Source organism: Neisseria sp. HMSC067H09 (assembly GCF_001814135.1).
Classification (GTDB): Bacteria; Pseudomonadota; Gammaproteobacteria; order Burkholderiales; family Neisseriaceae; genus Neisseria.
The window spans coordinates 1-16884 of record NZ_KV814929.1; the positions used below are offsets into that span (position 1 = coordinate 1).

Sequence of the window (16884 nt, forward strand, 5' to 3'; positions counted from 1 at the left end):
CTTGATGGGAATTTGGGGGATTTTGGGGAATTTTACAAAGGTCTCATAAAACCGATATCAATTATTTGTCCACAACGATTTTGGCTGCCTGTCCGTCAGGCGAGGGTTCGTATTGGGTGGACTCGTCGCCGTAATACAGTACGCCGAGTTTGATGGGGATGCGGCCTTGCGATTTGCGGTGGGCGTTGGAGTCGCGCAGGGAGTAGGCGCAGCCGCAGTATTCTTGTTGGTAGAAGTGTTCGCGTTTGCTGATTTCGATCATGCGCGCGCTGCCGCCGCCTTTGCGCCAGTTGAAATCCCAATACACGACGTCGTCGTAGGGCGCGGCGGCGCGGTGGCCGCAGTCGTTGATTTGCGCCATGTTTTTCCAGCGGGAAATGCCCAGCGAGCTGGTGAAGACGGGGAAGCCGTTTTCGTGGGCGTATTGGGCGGCTTTTTCGAAACGCATGTCGAAACACATGGTGCAGCGGATGCCGCGTTCGGGTTCGAATTCCATGCCTTTGGCTTTGGCGAACCATTCTTTGCGGTCGTTTTCGTAGTCGTCGTCTTTGTCAATGAAGGGGATGCCGAATTTGTCGGCGAAGCGCATGTTTTCTTCTTTGCGCAACATGTATTCTTTGAGCGGGTGGATGTTGGGGTTGTAGAAGTAGATGGTGTAGTCGATGCCGCTGGCGAGCATGGCTTCCATGACTTCGCCGCTGCACGGGGCGCAGCAGGAATGCAGCAGGACTTTTTTATGGCCGCCGGGCGGGGCGAGGACGGGGCGGTTGATGTCGGTAACGATGGGGCTGGTTTTGTCGTTCATGATCGGGGTGTTTCGTTTGTGGTGTTTCAGACGACCTTTGGGTTTTATGGGTCGTCTGAAATGTCGTTATGGGATGGGTTTGTTTTGTTTTTTGGCTGCCTTGCCGTCTTTGGGGTCGGGTGGCGGCGGTTCGGCGAAGATGCTTTCGGGGTTGGGGTGTGCGGCAAATTCTTGCAGCAGTTTTTGGTAGTCTTGGGACTGTTTCATCAGCTCGGCTGCGGCGGTTCGCAGGTTGTCCACGTCTTCGGGCGGGAGGTAGAAGCTGGTGGGGATGTTCAACACTTTGTCGCGCAACGCGGACGGCGGCAGGTCTTTGAGGTTGAGGCTGACGAAGGAGAAGCTAATTCCGTCTCCGTTTTGTTGGTTGGCTTCGTTACGTTGATCGACAAAGGCGCGGAAGCGGCGACGGCACGGGCAAGTCGCAAACCGCCCAAGTCGATACACATGGGATCGAAGTATTCTTGCGTGAAGTTCAGGCGTTCGCCCGCCCCCATATCGGTGGCGGAAATGATGGCGAACGGGCCTTTGCCGTATTTTTCCAAATCGCGGAAGGTGGTTTTGCCGAAAAGGTGGTTTTCAAACTGCTCCTGTAAGAGGTCGCCGCGTCCGTATTCGGGCGAGGCAAGGCGGGGCAGGTTGGTCATGGAGAAGGCTTGTTTGACGACTTGGCGTTGGAAGTTTTGGTGAAGGAAAAGCTTGTAAAACATGGGGATGGTTTCTTCACCTTTGAGCGCGAAGTAGGCGGCGAGGACGGAGCCGCCGGATACGCCGACCACCAAATCGACGTTGGACATCAGCGATTTGCTTTTGCCGCCGATGGTAACTTTTTGCTGCTGAAGCTGCTCCAACACGCCGTAGCCCAACGCCGCCGCGCGCGTGCCGCCGCCGGAGAGCATCAGGATGATGAAGGTGTCGTCTTCTTCGCGCCGAAACTGGCTGGTTTCAAAACGATAGCCTTGGTTCATATCAATTTTATTGATGGTAGCAACAGGCTGATACTTGACCAGCGAGCAGGCAGACAGCGCGGCTAAGGTAAAGGCTGTCAGGACGGTTTTAAACGGGCGTTTCAGCATGGAAGTTGAATAAGAAACCAAAGAGCTTGATTATAATAGATTAAGTCGGTTTTCGATACCGCGCGGCGGGTTAAGGCGATGCCGCAGCGTAGATGGAAAGGTTTTCAGACGACCTTGGTTCATTCCGCAATCGGACAGGTCGTCTGAAAAATAAAATCAGGTTTAAGGCTTGTCCGCCTTGTCTCCGATTTTGCCTTCTTTGCCTTGAAGCAGGTTTTGGATATTGCTTTTATGGCGGTACAACACCAGCACGGCGATGACGACGGTCGCCCAAGCCCAAGAAGGGTAGGGCATCAGCCAGAAGGCGACGAGCGGTGCGGCTACGGTGGCGGCGAGCGCGGCAAGCGAGGACACTTTAAAGCCGAACGCCATCACCAGCCAAATCACCGCGCAAACCAAAGCCGTTGCAGGAGAAAGCGCCAGCAATACGCCCAACGCAGTTGCCACGCCCTTGCCGCCTTTGAAGCCGAAAAACAGCGGCCACATATGTCCGACCAAAGCGGCGACGGCAACCGCGGCTATGGCGATGTCCGACAGATTCAAAGCATCTTGCAGACAGCGTGCCAAAATCACTGCCACCAAACCTTTGAGCGCGTCGCCCAGCAAAGTCAGCGCCGCCGCCTTTTTCTTGCCGCTGCGCAAAACATTGGTCGCGCCGGGGTTGCCCGAGCCGTAAGTGCGCGGATCGTCCATGCCGTAATATTTGGAAACAATGACGGCAAACGACAGCGAACCGATTAAATAAGCCGCGATAACGGCGGATACATTGAACATTTCAGATGCTTTACTTAAAATGGGACGCTCATTTTATCAAAAAAACAGGCAGGCAAATGGACAAAATCTTTTTACGCGGCATGAAGGCGGACACCTTGATCGGCGTGTACGACTGGGAACGCGAACGCCCCCAAACCCTGATTTTGGACTTGGACATCGGCATCCCCGAACAAAGCGGTCAGGACGACCACATCGGCAATACCGTCCACTACGGCGAAGTCTGCGAAGCCGTCAGGGCAAGCCTTGCCGAACAAAGCTTCCTCTTGCTCGAATCATTGGCGGAACACATCGCCAAACTCATCCTCGACAATTTCGGCGCGTTGAGTGTGCGCGTCAAAATCATCAAGCCCGGCATCCTGCCCGATGTCAAAGAAGTCGGCATTGAAATCGAACGCAGCAGGGTTTAAAACAGCACAAACGTTTTAGCGAAACCCGCTTCGCTCCCTTTCAGACGAGCCTTTTCATGACTCAAGAGGTCGTCTGAAAGCTCGGCTTCAACGAAGTTAAAACCCATTCCCGATTTTCAGACGACCCCGTATCAAACTTTACAAAGAGAACACGCAAATGGATTTGAAAGAAACCAAACTCAGCAGCGAGCCGATTTATCAAGGCTCATTTGTTACCATCAACCGCGACAAAGTCCGCCTGCCCAACGGCAACGAAAGCCAGCGTATCGTCATCCGCCATCCCGGCGCGGCCTGCGTTTTAGCGGTTACCGAAGAGGGCAAAGCCGTACTCGTGCGCCAATGGCGTTACGCCGCAGACGCTGCCACGCTCGAGCTGCCCGCCGGTAAACTCGATGCAGGCGAAGACCCCGCCGAATGCGCCCTGCGCGAGCTGGCGGAAGAAACCCCGTACACCGCCGACCGCGTCAAACTCATCAGCAGCTTCTACACCGCCATCGGCTTCTGCGACGAAAAAATGTACTTTTACCAAGCAGAAGGCGTGCGCCTCGGCAGCACCTTGAGCAACGACGAAGATGAAATCACCGAAACCGTCCTGATGAGCAAGGAAGAAGCCCGCACCGCTTTGGCACACAACGAAATCAAAGACGGCAAAACCCTAATCGGCCTGCAATATTGGCTGATGCAGGATTGATGTGAAAAGGATGTAAAAAGGTCGTCTGAAAGAATGTTTTCAGACGACCTTTTTGTTTAAAGTACCGCTTATTTGGTGAAGTTTTTCAGTATGGCGGAGGCGATGTCGTCCAAGCCGAAACCGTCGGCTTCCTGCGCCGAGCCGTTGGGGGTGGCTTTATCAACGAGGTTGGGCAGGACTTGAGCCAGCAGGTCGCCCGCCTGGTTGGCATCGATGCCGAACTTTTGCGCCACTTGGCTGATGGTGTCGCTGCCCAGCGCGTTTTGCAAATCGCTGCCGGATATGGGCGCGTTGTCTTGTTGGTTGGAAACCCAGCTGTTCAATACGTCGCCCAATCCGCCTTGTTGCAACTGGTTGATCAGACTGCCCACTCCGCCTTGCTGACGTACCAAATCCATCGCCATATCGGTCAGAGAGTTTTGTGCGCCGCTACCGTCTTTACCGCCCAGTGCTTGTGCTGCCGCGTTCAGCAGACTGTCCATTAATGCCATGATGTTTCCTTTGTGTGAAGTGTAAAATGCCGAGTGTAACAAAATTCCGTCATTTAATTCGCGGTTTAACTCAATTAAACCCGGCTTAGGGAGAATTGACGCGAAAACAAAAAAGGTCGTCTGAAAGCCTGTGTTGCACTTGAAATCCGAATCCAAGGCCCCTTTATTTCAAGCCGAGGCAGGGAGGTTTCCGCTATTCCCCGTCTTGGAAAATCACGTCGTTTTCAAACCGCGCCATATTGTGCAGTCCGTCGGTCAGGGCGATGCCTTTCAGTTCGTGGCGACGAACCAAGTCCAACACGGCTTCCTTGCCGGAAACGGGATGGCAGCCGGCAGGTCCCATGTGTTGGAAACGGTCGGTGTAAAAGAGGTATAAATAACCGTCCCGCGCGTAAAGTCCGCCGTCTTTGAGGCTTATCCCGACAAAAAGCGGCTGCTCCGCCAGTTGGTTCCAAACGATATACTTCACGGATTTCGCCAAATCCGCCGAATATTTTTCCACCAGCCCGATCAGCAACACATTCTCCTGCGGTGTGTTGCCGGCAAAAAAGTCCAGCAATTCGTCATCTTCGACATTCGTAAACTGCTTGAACAATTCCTCCGCCCGCGCGGGTGTAACCTTATAGGGATTGGAAAAACCGACAATGGCTATCGGATGAAATTGCAGCGGCAGCTTGGCATCGCTACCGATGGACAAAGCATCCATCTTCTCTCTGGAAGCCGCCATGCTGCCCGCGCCGTTCACGCGTATCAGCCAAGAAAGCGCGCATTCAAAATGCTCGCCATCCTGCCCTCTGTATTCCATCAGTTGAATGCCCAGCGAGTGCGCGACACGCAAGACATTGTTCAGATTATTGAACTGGTCCGCCTTATCCAACGCACCGACCAAGCCGATGCCGTCTAAAGCACCGTCCTGCCCGTCTGAAAAAGCTCGCGCCGCTTCATAGGTTTCAAACAGATATAAAACCGTCCGCCCGTCTTTCAGACGACCTATATAAGGGATGCCCGTCCCTTCCGACACATCCGCCTGCATGGCAGACAGCGGCACATACACTTTATCTTTCGCATAAATCGTCCGCGCCGCGCCCTCGCTTTTTTCCTGCGCGGAAAGTCTGCGCGGCTCTTGTACCGTTTCGCCGGACGGCTTGTTCCCAAAAATTTTCGACAAAATACTCATTCGGTTTTCCTTAATGTATTGGTATGCGCCCGCTTGAATGCTTTTCTGCACAACAGAACGGCGGCAAACCGGGCGTGCAGGATTTTATCACAGCCTTTTTCAGACGACTTGCATTACCCCTAAGATACCGTCCATAATAGCTTTATGCTTTAAGCTAGGAAAAACAATGACTCTCCGAACCTCTACGTTATCCCTACTCACCCTGCTTATCCTTTTCCCGACGATGGCTGCAGCGAACGACGAACCATCCGCCGACGGCGACACTTGGGCGGACCACCGCCACGAAGTCGTTTCCAAACGCTTGGACAAATGGTCCAACCGCATTGACGACTGGTTTGGCGAACCCGACCCCGACCACCCTGCCGACGCCAACCTGCGTGTCATGCTTGATACCGAATGGAACCCTGACGACGAATTTACCGTGACGCCCCGCGTACGGGGTCGTCTGAAACTGCCGACCTTGGAGAAAAAAGTCCATGTGGTTTTCGGTGACGACTCTTTGGACGACGAGCTGAAACACGAGGCCAGTGCCTACCGCAACCGTACCAATACCAACGGCAGGATATTCGACGCATCCCAAAGCCGCGACAACAACGCCTCCCTTGCCGTACGTTGGTCTGAAGTATTTGCAAAACAGCGCACCGATACCGACTTCGATATCGGTATCCGCTCCGGCAGCGACCTGTACGCCCGCGCCAAAAGCTCGAGCAATTGGCAACTGACCGACAACATCGACACCAGCCTCGAACAAATCTACCGTTACGGCATCAAGAGCAAACACCATGTCCGTACCAACTGGGAAACGCGCTACATCCCCAGCGAAAGAAGCTTTATCGCCAATCAGGCACACCTGCAATACGAACACGATAAAACCGAAGACTGGACATGGGGCAACAGCCTCTTCCGCCAACACAACCTCGGCAAACACCGCCACGTCAACTACGGCGTGTACACCGGCGGCAATATCGAAAAACGCAAAGCCGCCCTCAATACCTACGGTCCGTTTACCACCTACCGCCAACCGATTTGGCGCAACTGGCTGTTTACCCAAACCGAAGTCAACTACTACAACAACCGCAAAGAAAACCAAAAACACCGCGTCGGCGCGCTGTTAAGGATTGAAGCCTTGTTCTGATGCAAAAAGGTCGTCTGAAAGCCTGTTGCCGGATTCAAATCCCGCCAACTCCACTTTCAGACGACCTTTTTTCAAACTATCTCAAACAAATTATTCTTCCGAACCTTCTTCCCTGCCGTTGAAATACTCCGCCGCGCCGCCGTCGAAAAAGCCCTGCAAAATTGCCTGTGCCGCCACTTGGTCGAGTACCGCCTTCTGTTTGCGCCCGAAGACCTGCGTTTCGGCAAGCAGACTTTCCGCATATAGCGAGGACATACGTTCATCCACCCAATATACGGGCAGGTTGAAACGCCCGTGCAGGCGGCGGCCGAATTTGCGGCTGAGGCGGGTCAACTCGTGTTCCGTGCCGTCGGCGTGGGTCGGCAATCCGACGACCAGATGCTTGGGCTGCCATTCCCGTATCAGCTTGGCGATGGCGTTGAATTTCTCATCGTTGCTGTTGCCGGTCACAGTCGCCAAAGGATGCGACAAGCCAAGTTCCGCATCGCCCTGCGCCACGCCGATACGCGCCTCGCCGAAATCAAACGCCAAAACCGTCCCTACCGGTGCTTTATGCATGACCGGCTCCACAGACAAGCGCATCGGGCTGGATACCCAGCTTGGCGAATGCGGCGGCGTAGCGGTGTTCGTAAGGCATATCGAACAAAATATGCTCGTCCGCCTTCACCGTCAGCCAGACATTGTCCGCCAGCTCGCGTTCAAGCTGCCCTTTGCTCCAGCTCGAATAGCCTATGCTGATCAAAATCTTGTCCACCGCGCCATCACGCGATAAGTTTTCAATCACATCGCGCGAAGACGTCAGCGCAATGTCGTCTGAAACAATCATACTGTTTTGCCAGTTGCCCACGGGCGTATGCACGACATAACCGCGGTCAATCTGTACCGGCCCGCCCATCATGACGTGTTCGTGCTGCATCCGCAAAGGGATATTGCGGTCGGTCGCCGCAAAAATCATGTCCATCGTAATCGGCGACGGTTTGTTGATGATGATGCCCAACGCGCCCTCTTCGTTGTGTTCGCACACATAAATCACCGAATTTTCGAAAAACGGGTCGTCCATATCGGGCATGGCAATCAGGAAATGGTCGGTTAGGTTCATATCGCTCATCTTTTACTTGTTCGGCACAGGCGCATCCACGACGCACACACCGTAAATCTGTTTGCCTTCCACACCGGCAATTTGCTGTGCATCTGCTTTAGCACCACCAAAGCACGACACCGCGCTCAAAGAGTTCTTCGGCGAACCCTGAACGATTTTGTCGCTGTAAACCAAATACGCAAACGCCTTACGCTTAGGATCGTAATAACGGATAATCTGCTGGCTCTTAAACGCCAAACTCGCGCTGCGCTTAAACACTTCCCGCGGCTTGACGACAGCTTGCTCGTTATAACGGATGACCTCCGTCGTCTGCACGCACGACACGGAAGCATCGCTCGCATCCTCCTCTAAATTTACCGTTTCTTTCAAACCGCCTTTTTTCGCATAAGAAATATAACAGGCAACCCCTTGCACATCAGGATCGTCAAAACCCTCGACTTCAATACGGTCATTTTTCCCCAGCATATGAAAAACCGTGCTAGCACGTCCGATTTTGTCGGTATCGTTACCGCAGGAAGCAAGAAGCAGGGCGCAAAGCGCAGGCAGAATAATTTTATTCATGTAAATTAAGAAACCTTTGAAGGTTGGAAATAAAGAAGCTGACACCGCAGCTCCTACTATATAAGACCGCTTGTTCAGATTGCAAGCGCAGAGAAAAGTATTGTCTGAACAAATATGGGCAGATGTTATTTTCAGACGACCCCGCTGACTATATAATTCCGCCTATTGCCTTTATTTTAACGATCCAGAATCCAATCATGCGTTACAAACCTCTTTTACTCGCCCTGCTCATCGGTTTCGCCTCGCCTTCTTTTGCCGCCAAAGACGCGCCCAAGGAAAAGGCTGCGCCTGTCAAAAAAAGCGTCAAAGACAAAAAAGACGCCGAACCTGCTAAAAAAGAAGCTGCCAAAGACAAAGCGAAACCTGCCGCGAAAAACGCCAGGGACAAGGCAGATGACAAGCCCGTAGCCAAAAGCAAAAAAGAAACTGCCGAAGCGGCGAAAAACGAGCGTGCCAAAGAACGCGAAAACGACAAAGAAGTTAAAAAACAAGATAAAACCGACAAAACCAAAAAAGGCGAAGCCAAAGCAGAAGAGAAGGCAGGCAAAGCCGTTCCCGCAAAAGCCGAGCCTGTAAAAGGCAAAGACAAAGCGGCAGACAAACCCGCAGCCAAAAATAATGTAAAGGCAAAAAAAGAAGCCGCCGAGTTGCCTAAAAAAGACGAAGCAGCGGCAAAACAAGATAAAAAATCCGTCGAGAAAAAAGCAGACAAAGCCGATAAGAAAACCGCTGCCGCCGATTCAGACGACTTCAAAGCCGCAGTAACCGCCGCCGCCAATGATTTGGAAAGCAAAAAATCGCTGCGCAGCCGCAATGAAGGTTTCATCATTCACGTCAATACCACGTTGAAACAATTGCAGCAAAGCCGTATCAACCTGTCCGCCATCAACCGCCAACAGCGCGACGCATGGGATAAATTCCAAAAGCTCAATGCGGATTTGAACTACCTGAAAACTCAGGTATCGAATACGCGCGCACAAATTTCCCGTTTCGTTTCAGGCAACTATAAAAACAGCCAGCCTAACGCCGTTGCCCTGTTCCTGAAAAATGCCGAGCCGGGTCAGAAAACCCGCTTCCTGCGTTACACCCGCTATATCAACACCGCCAACGATCAAGTCATCAAAGACCTTGAGAAGCAGCAAAAAGAGCTGGCAGCGCAAGAGCAGAAAATCAACAACGAACTGGCATACCTGAAAAAACTTCAGGTCAACATCCAATCCTCGCTGCGCCGCCAAGGTGTAACCAATACTGCCGAACAGGCGGAAAGCCGCCGCCAAAACGCGCAGATGGCAAAAGAGGCGCAGAAAAAAATCAACCACAAAGAAAACGAACAACGCCTGAACAATCTGTTGAAAGACTTGGAAAAGCGTAAAGCCGAACAACGCCGCCAGGAAGCCGAAGCGCGTAAAAAAGCCGCCGAAGCCCGTCTTGCCGCCGCTGAAAAAGCACGCAAAGACCGCGTCGCCGCCGCGCAAAAAGCCGCTGATGAACGCGCCGCCATGTCCAACCTGACCGCAGAAGACATGAACATCCGCGCGCCTTCCTACGTCAGAATCAGCAATGCCAACAGCTTCAGCCGCATGCAGGGTCGTCTGAAAAAACCGGTCAGCGGCACGCTTGCCGGACTCTTCGGACAAGACCGCGGCGACGGTGAAGTTTGGAAAGGCGTGTTCTACCAAACGACTCCGGCAATCGTCAGCAGCATCGCCGGCGGTACGGTTACCTACGCCGATGAATTGGAAGGTTTCGGCAAAGTCATCGTCATCGATCACGGCGACGGCTATATCAGCATCTATTCAGGTTTGAGCGAAATCGAAGTCGCCAAAGGCTACGCCGTAGCCGCAGGCAACCGCCTGGGCATCAGCGGAACCCTGCCTTCAGGCATGGAAGGCCTGTATTTGGAAGTCCGCTACAACGGGCAGGCAATGAACCCGCTCTCCTGGATAAGCTGACCTGCAAACCGGTTTGACATTTTCAGACGACCTTTTGCTGTATCCACGGGGTCGTCTGAAATTTAACAACTGAACCCGACGACCCTATATTCAAAAGCTTTTACACCCGCGCAGATATTTTTTACGCTAACCCTGTTGTTTACCAAGCGTAAATCGCATACAGTCTTGCGAATGTATATTCAGGTCGTCTGAAGCAATATTTCCCACCCCGTTTCACAGTCATTACGGTCTGAAATGAAATAAGACAAAAAGAAAGCTATTCATAATGTCAACATCCACTTTGAAAAAAGTCGCACTCTACACACTCGGCGCATTCAGCGGTGTCGCCCTCAGCTTGAGCGTTCAAAGCTTTGCCGCCGAAAAAGACAAAAAAGACAACGAAACCCTGCCCGTACAATCCATCCGCAACATGGCGGAAGTTTACGGACAGATCAAAGCCAATTATTACCAAGACAAATCCGATGCCGATCTCTTTGAAGGCGCGATGAAAGGCATGGTATCCGACCTCGACCCGCATTCCGAGTATTTGGATAAAAAAGGCTTTGCCGATATGAAAGAATCTACCAGTGGCGAATTCGGCGGCTTGGGTATGGAAATCGGGCAGGAAGACGGATTTATCAAAGTCGTTGCCCCGATTGAGGATACGCCCGCCGAGCGCGCAGGCGTGAAAAGCGGCGACTTCATCGTCAAAATCGACAACGTTTCCACACGCGGTCTGACCACCAGTGAAGCCGTGAAAAAAATGCGCGGCAAACCGGGTACCAAAATCACCCTGACCCTTTCGCGCAAAAATGCGGATAAACCCATCGTCGTCAACCTGACCCGCGCCATCATTAAAGTCAAAAGCGTCCGCCACCACCTGCTCGAACCGGGCTATGGCTACATCCGCGTGTCCCAATTCCAAGAGCGCACCGTGGCAGCCATCAATGAATCCGCCAAGGCATTGATTAAAGAAAATAAAGGCGCTCCGCTCAAAGGCCTCGTCCTCGACCTGCGCGACGACCCGGGCGGTCTGCTTGACGGCGCGGTCGGCGTGTCTGCCGCCTTCCTACCTGCAGATGCAAAAGTCGTCAGCACCAAAGGACGCGACGGCAAAGAAAGCTCGGTATTGAAAGCCCGTCCCGAAGACTATATCCGCGTGAGCGGCAAAGACCCGCTGGCAGATCTGCCTGCCGAGTTGAAAACCATCCCGATGACCGTGTTGATTAACTCAGGTTCCGCCTCCGCTTCCGAAATCGTCGCAGGCGCGCTGCAAGACCACAAACGCGCCGTCGTCGTCGGTACGCAAAGTTTCGGCAAAGGCTCGGTTCAAACCCTGATTCCGCTGTCTAACGGCAGCGCAGTCAAACTGACCACCGCACTGTACTACACGCCGAACGACCGCTCGATTCAAGCGCAAGGCATCGTTCCCGACGTCGAAGTCAAAGACAAAGACCGCGCTTTTGAAAGCCGCGAAGCCGACCTCGCCGGACACATCGGCAACCCGCTCGGCGGCGAAGACGTCAACAGCAGCAACGAAATCAGCACCCCTGATTCAAACGAAGCTGCCAAAGCCGATGAAAACGCCAAGTCCAAAAAAGGCAAGGACAAAGAGAAAGACGAAGACATTTCCAGCCGTCGTATTCCTAATCCCGCCAAAGACGACCAACTCCGCAAAGCCTTGGATTTAGTCAAAAATCCAGTCGAATGGCAGAAGTCTTTAGGTTTGGCGGCGAAAAAACCGGCTCCGAAAAAAGACAAGAAAGACGGTAAAGACGAAAGCAAATAAGCCCAGTCCGAATCCTTGAAAAAAGGTCGTCTGAAAACGATATCAGTTTTCAGACGACCTTTTCACACTTCAAAAATCCCATAGGGAAAACATCATGGCAAAAGCCCCCAAAACCATCTACCAATGCACCGAATGCGGCGGCACTTCCCCGAAATGGCAAGGCAAATGCCCGCATTGCGGCGAGTGGAACACACTTCAGGAAAGCCTAGCCGCGCCCGAACCGAAAAACGCCCGCTTCCAATCTTGGGCGGCGGATACCTCGACCGTCCAATCCCTCTCCGCCGTTACCGCCACCGAAGTGCCGCGCAATCCGACCGGCATGGGCGAACTCGACCGCGTATTGGGCGGCGGTTTGGTAGACGGCGCGGTTATCCTGCTCGGCGGCGACCCCGGCATCGGCAAATCCACACTGCTGTTGCAAACCATCGCCAAAATGGCGCAAAGCCGAAAAGTGCTGTACGTTTCCGGCGAAGAATCCGCCCAACAAGTCGCCCTGCGCGCGCAGCGTTTGGAACTGCCCACCGAAGGCGTGAACCTGCTTGCCGAAATCCGCATGGAAGCGATTCAAGCAGCGTTGAAACAGCATCAGCCCGAAGTCGTCGTCATCGACTCCATCCAAACCATGTATTCCGACCAAATCACTTCCGCCCCAGGTTCCGTGTCGCAGGTGCGCGAATGCGCCGCCCAACTGACGCGCATGGCAAAACAGATGGGCATCGCCATGATACTGGTCGGACACGTTACCAAAGACGGCACGATTGCCGGCCCGCGTGTGCTGGAACACATGGTCGATACCGTGCTGTATTTCGAGGGCGACCAACATTCCAACTACCGCATGATACGCGCCATCAAAAACCGCTTCGGTGCAGCAAACGAATTGGGCGTATTCGCCATGACCGAAAACGGTTTGAAAGGCGTGTCCAACCCGTCCGCCATCTTCCTTGCCAGCTACCGCGACGACACGCCCGGCTCGTGCGTTTTGGTTACACAAGAAGGCAGCCGCCCGCTTTTGGTCGAAATTCAGGCATTGGTCGATGATGCACACGGTTTCACACCCAAACGACTCACCGTCGGTCTCGAACAAAACCGCCTCGCCATGCTGCTCGCCGTCCTCAACCGCCACGGCGGTATCGCCTGTTTCGACCAAGATGTGTTCCTCAACGCCGTCGGCGGCGTCAAAATCGGCGAACCCGCCGCCGACCTCGCCGTCATCCTCGCCATGCTCTCCAGCTTCCGCAACCGCCCGCTGCCCGAAAAAATGGTCGCCTTCGGCGAAATCGGCCTCAGCGGCGAAGTCCGCCCCGTCGCACGCGGACAAGAGCGGCTCAAAGAAGCGGAAAAACTCGGCTTCAAACGCGCCATCGTCCCCAAAGCCAATATGCCGCGCAACGAAAAAGAGTTTCCGAATCTAAAAATCTTCGGCGTTTCCAGCCTTCAGGAAGCCATCGAAATCTGCCGCGATGCGGAAAATTGACAGACAGCAACATGAAAGGTCGTCTGAAAACCTATCCCCAGTTTCAGACGACCTTCATCGAGGAGCGTGTGGTGCATTTGATATGCCTCTTACTCAAATCAGTATGAAGCAAAATTCCAGCCTATTCTTTTGCTTTTTAGGAAGAGAGGGGAAGGGCGATAGGTTGGGGATTTTCTATTTCACTTTGCCATACTATACGAATGTGAGGCTAGGGTAGTCTGGTGTTTCTGATTTTATAGTGGATTAAATTTAAATCAGGACAAGGCGACGAAGCTGCAGACAGTACAGATAGTACGGCAAGGCGAGGCAACGCCGTACTGGTTTAAAGTTAATCCACTATAATTTGCCGTATAGAGCGGCATACGTTTAAAGATTGAAAAGCGGAAGAGGGTGGAAAATACAGTCGGTTTGAGAAGCAGTTCGCACTACCCCCGCATCCTGTTAAAATACCCGGTCTGAAAAGACAGAAGACAAGAATAGAATTATGAGTATTGCCAATAATAAAAAAGCCTTTCACGACTTCTTTATCGAAGATCAGCTCGAAGCCGGCCTGGTATTGGAAGGTTGGGAAGTCAAAGCCATCCGCGCAGGGCGGGTGCAGCTGAAAGAAAGCTATATCTACTGGAAAAAAGACGCTTTTTATTTGGTCGGCTGCCATATTACCGCGCTGCCGACTGCCTCGACGCATGTCAAACCCGACCCCGTCCGTCCGCGCAAGCTTTTGCTCAAGCAATCCGAAATCAACAAGCTCATCGGCAAAACCGAGCGCGCGGGTTACACCATCGTCCCGTTGAACCTGCACTTTACGCGCGGCAAAATCAAAATGGAAATCGGTTTGGCGAAGGGTAAAAAACAACACGACAAACGCCAAAGCATGAAAGAAGCCGACTGGAAACGCGAAAAACAACGTTTGATGAAAAATGTGCGCTAAGGCTGATAACAGCGTGAATGGAACGCTGGGCGCCGATGCTGCTGCAAACTTGTATCTGCTTTTTACACATCAAGCCCTATGTTTGCAAAAACATACCCAAGATTGCTTTCTTCAGGCTTTTCAGACGACCCCTGCGACCCAATAATCAGGGTCGTCTGAAATTTTACGGAGTAACGCCATGTCCCGCTCTTCGCTTTTCCTGCCACTGTTTTTGATTATCTTTGGTGCCGTTTGGTTTTTGAAAACGACGGACATCCTGCCCGCTACTTCGACCATCGTGTCCGCCGGTATGGTGCTGGCGGGGATTGCGGTTTTGGTGATGGACGGTGTCAACAAGCAGTCTATCGTTTCCGGCCCGCTGCTGGTGTATATCGGCGCGGCGGTATATCTGCACAATCAATACTGGCTCGGCTATTCGCCGCTGGTTGCTTTGGGAATGATGGTGCTGGGTTGCCTGCTGCTGCTTTCGCGCAGCGATATGGTGCCTTATAAGCAGCATAAACAGCAGGATAACTAAGCCCCTCTCTCTGCAAAGGTCGTCTGAAAATGGTATAATCCGCCGTTTTCAGACGACCTGTTTTGTTATCGGAATCCCGTTTTGAAACAGTCAGACCGTTCCCTATCACTCTGCAAAGTTCCCGCCATGACCCAAGACAAAATCCTCATTCTCGACTTCGGTTCGCAAGTTACCCAGCTTATCGCCCGCCGCGTGCGCGAAGCCCATGTCTACTGCGAGCTGCATTCCTTCGACATGCCTTTGGACGAAATCAAAGCCTTCAATCCGAAAGGCATCATCCTATCCGGCGGCCCCAATTCCGTTTACGAATCCGACTATCAAGCCGATACCGGCATCTTCGATTTGGGTATTCCGGTTTTGGGTATCTGCTACGGAATGCAGTTTATGGCGCACCACTTGGGCGGTGAAGTGCAGCCCGGCAACCAGCGCGAATTCGGTTACGCGCAAGTCAAAACCATCGATAGCGAACTGACCCGCGATATTTACGACGATGCGCCCAATACGCTGGACGTATGGATGAGCCACGGCGATAAAGTGTCCAAGCTGCCCAACGGCTTTGCCGTTATCGGCGATACCCCGTCATGCCCGATTGCCATGATGGAAAACGTCGAAAAACAATTCTACGGCATCCAATTCCATCCCGAAGTGACCCACACCAAACAAGGCCGCGCCCTGTTGAACCGCTTTGTCTTGGATATCTGCGGTGCGCAACCGAGCTGGACGATGCCGAACTACATCGAAGAAGCCGTTGCCAAAATCCGTGAACAAGTCGGCAGCGACGAAGTGATTTTAGGTCTTTCTGGCGGTGTGGACAGCTCCGTAGCCGCCGCGCTGATTCACCGAGCCATCGGCGACCAACTGACTTGCGTGTTCGTCGATCACGGCCTCTTGCGCCTGAACGAAGGCAAAATGGTGATGGATATGTTCGCCCGTAACTTGGGTGTGAAGGTGATTCATGTTGATGCCGAAGAGCAATTCATGGCGAAACTCGCCGGCGTTACCGACCCTGAGAAAAAACGCAAAATCATCGGCGCGGAATTTATCGAAGTATTTGATACTGAAGAGAAAAAACTTACCAACGCCAAATGGTTGGCGCAAGGCACGATTTACCCTGACGTCATCGAATCCGCAGGCGCGAAAACCAAAAAAGCCCACGCCATCAAATCGCATCACAATGTCGGCGGCCTGCCTGAAAACATGAAACTCAAGCTGCTTGAGCCGTTGCGCGACTTGTTCAAAGACGAAGTGCGCGAACTCGGCGTTGCCTTGGGCTTGCCGCGCGAAATGGTGTACCGCCATCCGTTCCCCGGCCCCGGTTTGGGCGTGCGTATCTTGGGCGAAGTGAAAAAAGAATACGCCGATTTGCTGCGTCAGGCGGACGACATTTTCATCCAAGAATTGCGCAATACCACCGACGAAAACGGCACATCTTGGTATGACCTGACCAGCCAAGCCTTCGCCGTGTTCCTGCCCGTCAAATCCGTCGGCGTAATGGGTGACGGACGCACTTACGACTACGTCGTCGCGCTGCGCGCAGTTATCACCAGCGACTTTATGACCGCACACTGGGCAGAACTGCCGTACTCACTGCTCGGCCGCGTGTCCAACCGCATTATTAATGAAGTCAAAGGCATCAACCGCGTGGTTTACGATGTAAGCGGCAAACCGCCTGCCACGATTGAGTGGGAATAAAAGTAAAGATATAGTGATTAACTTTAAACCAGTACGGCGTTGCCTCGCCTTTGCTCAAAGAGAACGATTCTCTAAGGTGCTGAGGCACCAAGTGAATCGGTTCCGTACTATATGTACTGTCTGCGGCTTCGTCGGTCTTGTCCTGATTTAAATTTAATCCACTATATTAACGCATAAAAAGGTCGTCTGAAATGGTTTCAGACGACCTTTTGGTTTTTAAACAACAAATTCTTTTACCGTGTAATCAACACTCTGCTCTTAATCGGCTATATGCTGAAACCAATTTGCAAAGGTCTCGGCTTATATAGTCAATTAAAAACAAAATAGCACAATACTC

Annotated in this window: 15 protein-coding genes and 2 pseudogenes; 9 read left to right on the plus strand and 8 right to left on the minus strand. The window is 52.7% G+C overall.

The window, feature by feature from the left end:
- Positions 1–61: 61 nt before the first annotated feature.
- The 3 genes and pseudogenes from HMPREF2954_RS08375 to plsY all read right to left on the minus strand — a co-directional run bounded on the left by HMPREF2954_RS08375 (position 62) and on the right by plsY (position 2652).
- The gene (locus HMPREF2954_RS08375) at positions 62–805 is read right to left on the minus strand and encodes an epoxyqueuosine reductase QueH (RefSeq protein WP_045072415.1); all 744 of its coding nucleotides are present in this window, start codon (positions 803–805) and stop codon (positions 62–64) included.
- A 66-nt stretch (positions 806–871) separates the two neighbouring features.
- Positions 872–1878, minus strand: a pseudogene (locus tag HMPREF2954_RS08380) (patatin-like phospholipase family protein).
- A gap of 162 nt (positions 1879–2040) precedes the next feature.
- Positions 2041–2652 (minus strand): glycerol-3-phosphate 1-O-acyltransferase PlsY, encoded by a 612-nt coding sequence (plsY, locus tag HMPREF2954_RS08385; protein ID WP_045072413.1) that lies wholly within the window; start codon positions 2650–2652, stop codon positions 2041–2043.
- A gap of 56 nt (positions 2653–2708) precedes the next feature.
- Between plsY and folB the strand changes: the two genes are divergently transcribed.
- Both folB and HMPREF2954_RS08395 read left to right on the plus strand, forming a co-directional pair.
- Positions 2709–3059 carry a dihydroneopterin aldolase gene (gene folB, locus HMPREF2954_RS08390; protein ID WP_003762738.1) on the plus strand — a complete coding sequence of 117 codons (351 nt, stop codon included), beginning with the start codon at positions 2709–2711 and terminating at the stop codon, positions 3057–3059.
- A 157-nt stretch (positions 3060–3216) separates the two neighbouring features.
- The gene (locus tag HMPREF2954_RS08395) at positions 3217–3750 is read left to right on the plus strand and encodes an NUDIX hydrolase (protein WP_003760014.1); all 534 of its coding nucleotides are present in this window, start codon (positions 3217–3219) and stop codon (positions 3748–3750) included.
- Between the two features lie 68 nt (positions 3751–3818).
- On the opposite strand, the gene HMPREF2954_RS08400 is transcribed toward HMPREF2954_RS08395, so the two are convergent.
- Together HMPREF2954_RS08400 and HMPREF2954_RS08405 are read right to left on the minus strand one after the other, a co-directional pair.
- Entirely contained in the window at positions 3819–4241 is a 423-nt protein-coding gene (locus HMPREF2954_RS08400; protein ID WP_045072410.1) for a YidB family protein, read from the minus strand.
- Between the two features lie 193 nt (positions 4242–4434).
- Positions 4435–5418: a hypothetical protein gene (locus tag HMPREF2954_RS08405; protein ID WP_045072409.1), complete on the minus strand. Its 984-nt coding sequence runs from the start codon at positions 5416–5418 to the stop codon at positions 4435–4437.
- Between the two features lie 166 nt (positions 5419–5584).
- On the opposite strand from HMPREF2954_RS08405, the gene HMPREF2954_RS08410 reads away from it, so the two are divergent.
- Complete coding sequence (locus tag HMPREF2954_RS08410; protein WP_070689085.1) at positions 5585–6553, plus strand: hypothetical protein; 969 nt, start codon at positions 5585–5587, stop codon at positions 6551–6553.
- Positions 6554–6643: 90 nt separating this feature from the next.
- Here HMPREF2954_RS08410 and ruvX read toward each other — a convergent pair whose 3' ends face one another.
- From ruvX to HMPREF2954_RS08425, 3 genes are read right to left on the minus strand one after another with little or no spacing between them, the layout of a single operon-like run.
- Positions 6644–7111, minus strand: a complete 468-nt coding sequence (ruvX, locus tag HMPREF2954_RS08415; protein ID WP_045072407.1) for a Holliday junction resolvase RuvX — start codon at positions 7109–7111, stop codon at positions 6644–6646.
- Positions 7104–7652, minus strand: coding sequence for a YqgE/AlgH family protein (locus HMPREF2954_RS08420; protein WP_045072406.1), 549 nt, complete (start codon positions 7650–7652; stop codon positions 7104–7106). The genes ruvX and HMPREF2954_RS08420 overlap by 8 nt, the downstream gene beginning before the upstream one ends.
- 12 nt (positions 7653–7664) lie before the next feature.
- Positions 7665–8213, minus strand: a complete 549-nt coding sequence (locus HMPREF2954_RS08425; RefSeq protein ID WP_045072405.1) for a CreA family protein — start codon at positions 8211–8213, stop codon at positions 7665–7667.
- Positions 8214–8410: 197 nt separating this feature from the next.
- On the opposite strand from HMPREF2954_RS08425, the gene HMPREF2954_RS08430 reads away from it, so the two are divergent.
- The 6 genes and pseudogenes from HMPREF2954_RS08430 (at position 8411) to guaA (ending at position 16547) form a co-directional block, all read left to right on the plus strand.
- Positions 8411–10165 (plus strand): murein hydrolase activator EnvC family protein, encoded by a 1755-nt coding sequence (locus tag HMPREF2954_RS08430; protein WP_070689086.1) that lies wholly within the window; start codon positions 8411–8413, stop codon positions 10163–10165.
- Positions 10166–10430: 265 nt separating this feature from the next.
- Positions 10431–11933 (plus strand): S41 family peptidase, encoded by a 1503-nt coding sequence (locus HMPREF2954_RS08435; RefSeq protein WP_045072404.1) that lies wholly within the window; start codon positions 10431–10433, stop codon positions 11931–11933.
- 94 nt (positions 11934–12027) lie between these two features.
- A complete protein-coding gene (gene radA / locus HMPREF2954_RS08440; protein ID WP_045072403.1) occupies positions 12028–13407 on the plus strand; it encodes a DNA repair protein RadA in 1380 nt (459 codons plus the stop codon).
- Between the two features lie 472 nt (positions 13408–13879).
- Positions 13880–14338, plus strand: a pseudogene (gene smpB, locus HMPREF2954_RS08445) (SsrA-binding protein SmpB); the annotation flags it as partial.
- 178 nt (positions 14339–14516) lie between these two features.
- Positions 14517–14855: a hypothetical protein gene (locus HMPREF2954_RS08450; RefSeq protein ID WP_003760104.1), complete on the plus strand. Its 339-nt coding sequence runs from the start codon at positions 14517–14519 to the stop codon at positions 14853–14855.
- Positions 14856–14981: 126 nt separating this feature from the next.
- A complete protein-coding gene (gene guaA / locus HMPREF2954_RS08455; RefSeq protein ID WP_045073725.1) occupies positions 14982–16547 on the plus strand; it encodes a glutamine-hydrolyzing GMP synthase in 1566 nt (521 codons plus the stop codon).
- Positions 16548–16884: the final 337 nt, after the last annotated feature.

Bases quoted from the DNA above. Each gene is read 5' to 3' on its own strand.
- plsY (WP_045072413.1), bottom strand. From the start codon at position 2,652: ATGTTCAATGTATCCGCCGTTATCGCGGCTTATTTAATCGGTTCGCTG.
- radA (WP_045072403.1), top strand. From the start codon at position 12,028: ATGGCAAAAGCCCCCAAAACCATCTACCAATGCACCGAATGCGGCGGC.
- ruvX (WP_045072407.1), bottom strand. From the start codon at position 7,111: ATGCATAAAGCACCGGTAGGGACGGTTTTGGCGTTTGATTTCGGCGAG.
- folB (WP_003762738.1), top strand. From the start codon at position 2,709: ATGGACAAAATCTTTTTACGCGGCATGAAGGCGGACACCTTGATCGGC.
- HMPREF2954_RS08430 (WP_070689086.1), top strand. From the start codon at position 8,411: ATGCGTTACAAACCTCTTTTACTCGCCCTGCTCATCGGTTTCGCCTCG.
- HMPREF2954_RS08420 (WP_045072406.1), bottom strand. From the start codon at position 7,652: ATGAACCTAACCGACCATTTCCTGATTGCCATGCCCGATATGGACGAC.
- HMPREF2954_RS08425 (WP_045072405.1), bottom strand. From the start codon at position 8,213: ATGAATAAAATTATTCTGCCTGCGCTTTGCGCCCTGCTTCTTGCTTCC.
- guaA (WP_045073725.1), top strand. From the start codon at position 14,982: ATGACCCAAGACAAAATCCTCATTCTCGACTTCGGTTCGCAAGTTACC.
- HMPREF2954_RS08395 (WP_003760014.1), top strand. From the start codon at position 3,217: ATGGATTTGAAAGAAACCAAACTCAGCAGCGAGCCGATTTATCAAGGC.
- HMPREF2954_RS08435 (WP_045072404.1), top strand. From the start codon at position 10,431: ATGTCAACATCCACTTTGAAAAAAGTCGCACTCTACACACTCGGCGCA.
- HMPREF2954_RS08450 (WP_003760104.1), top strand. From the start codon at position 14,517: ATGTCCCGCTCTTCGCTTTTCCTGCCACTGTTTTTGATTATCTTTGGT.
- HMPREF2954_RS08410 (WP_070689085.1), top strand. From the start codon at position 5,585: ATGACTCTCCGAACCTCTACGTTATCCCTACTCACCCTGCTTATCCTT.
- HMPREF2954_RS08400 (WP_045072410.1), bottom strand. From the start codon at position 4,241: ATGGCATTAATGGACAGTCTGCTGAACGCGGCAGCACAAGCACTGGGC.
- HMPREF2954_RS08405 (WP_045072409.1), bottom strand. From the start codon at position 5,418: ATGAGTATTTTGTCGAAAATTTTTGGGAACAAGCCGTCCGGCGAAACG.
- HMPREF2954_RS08375 (WP_045072415.1), bottom strand. From the start codon at position 805: ATGAACGACAAAACCAGCCCCATCGTTACCGACATCAACCGCCCCGTC.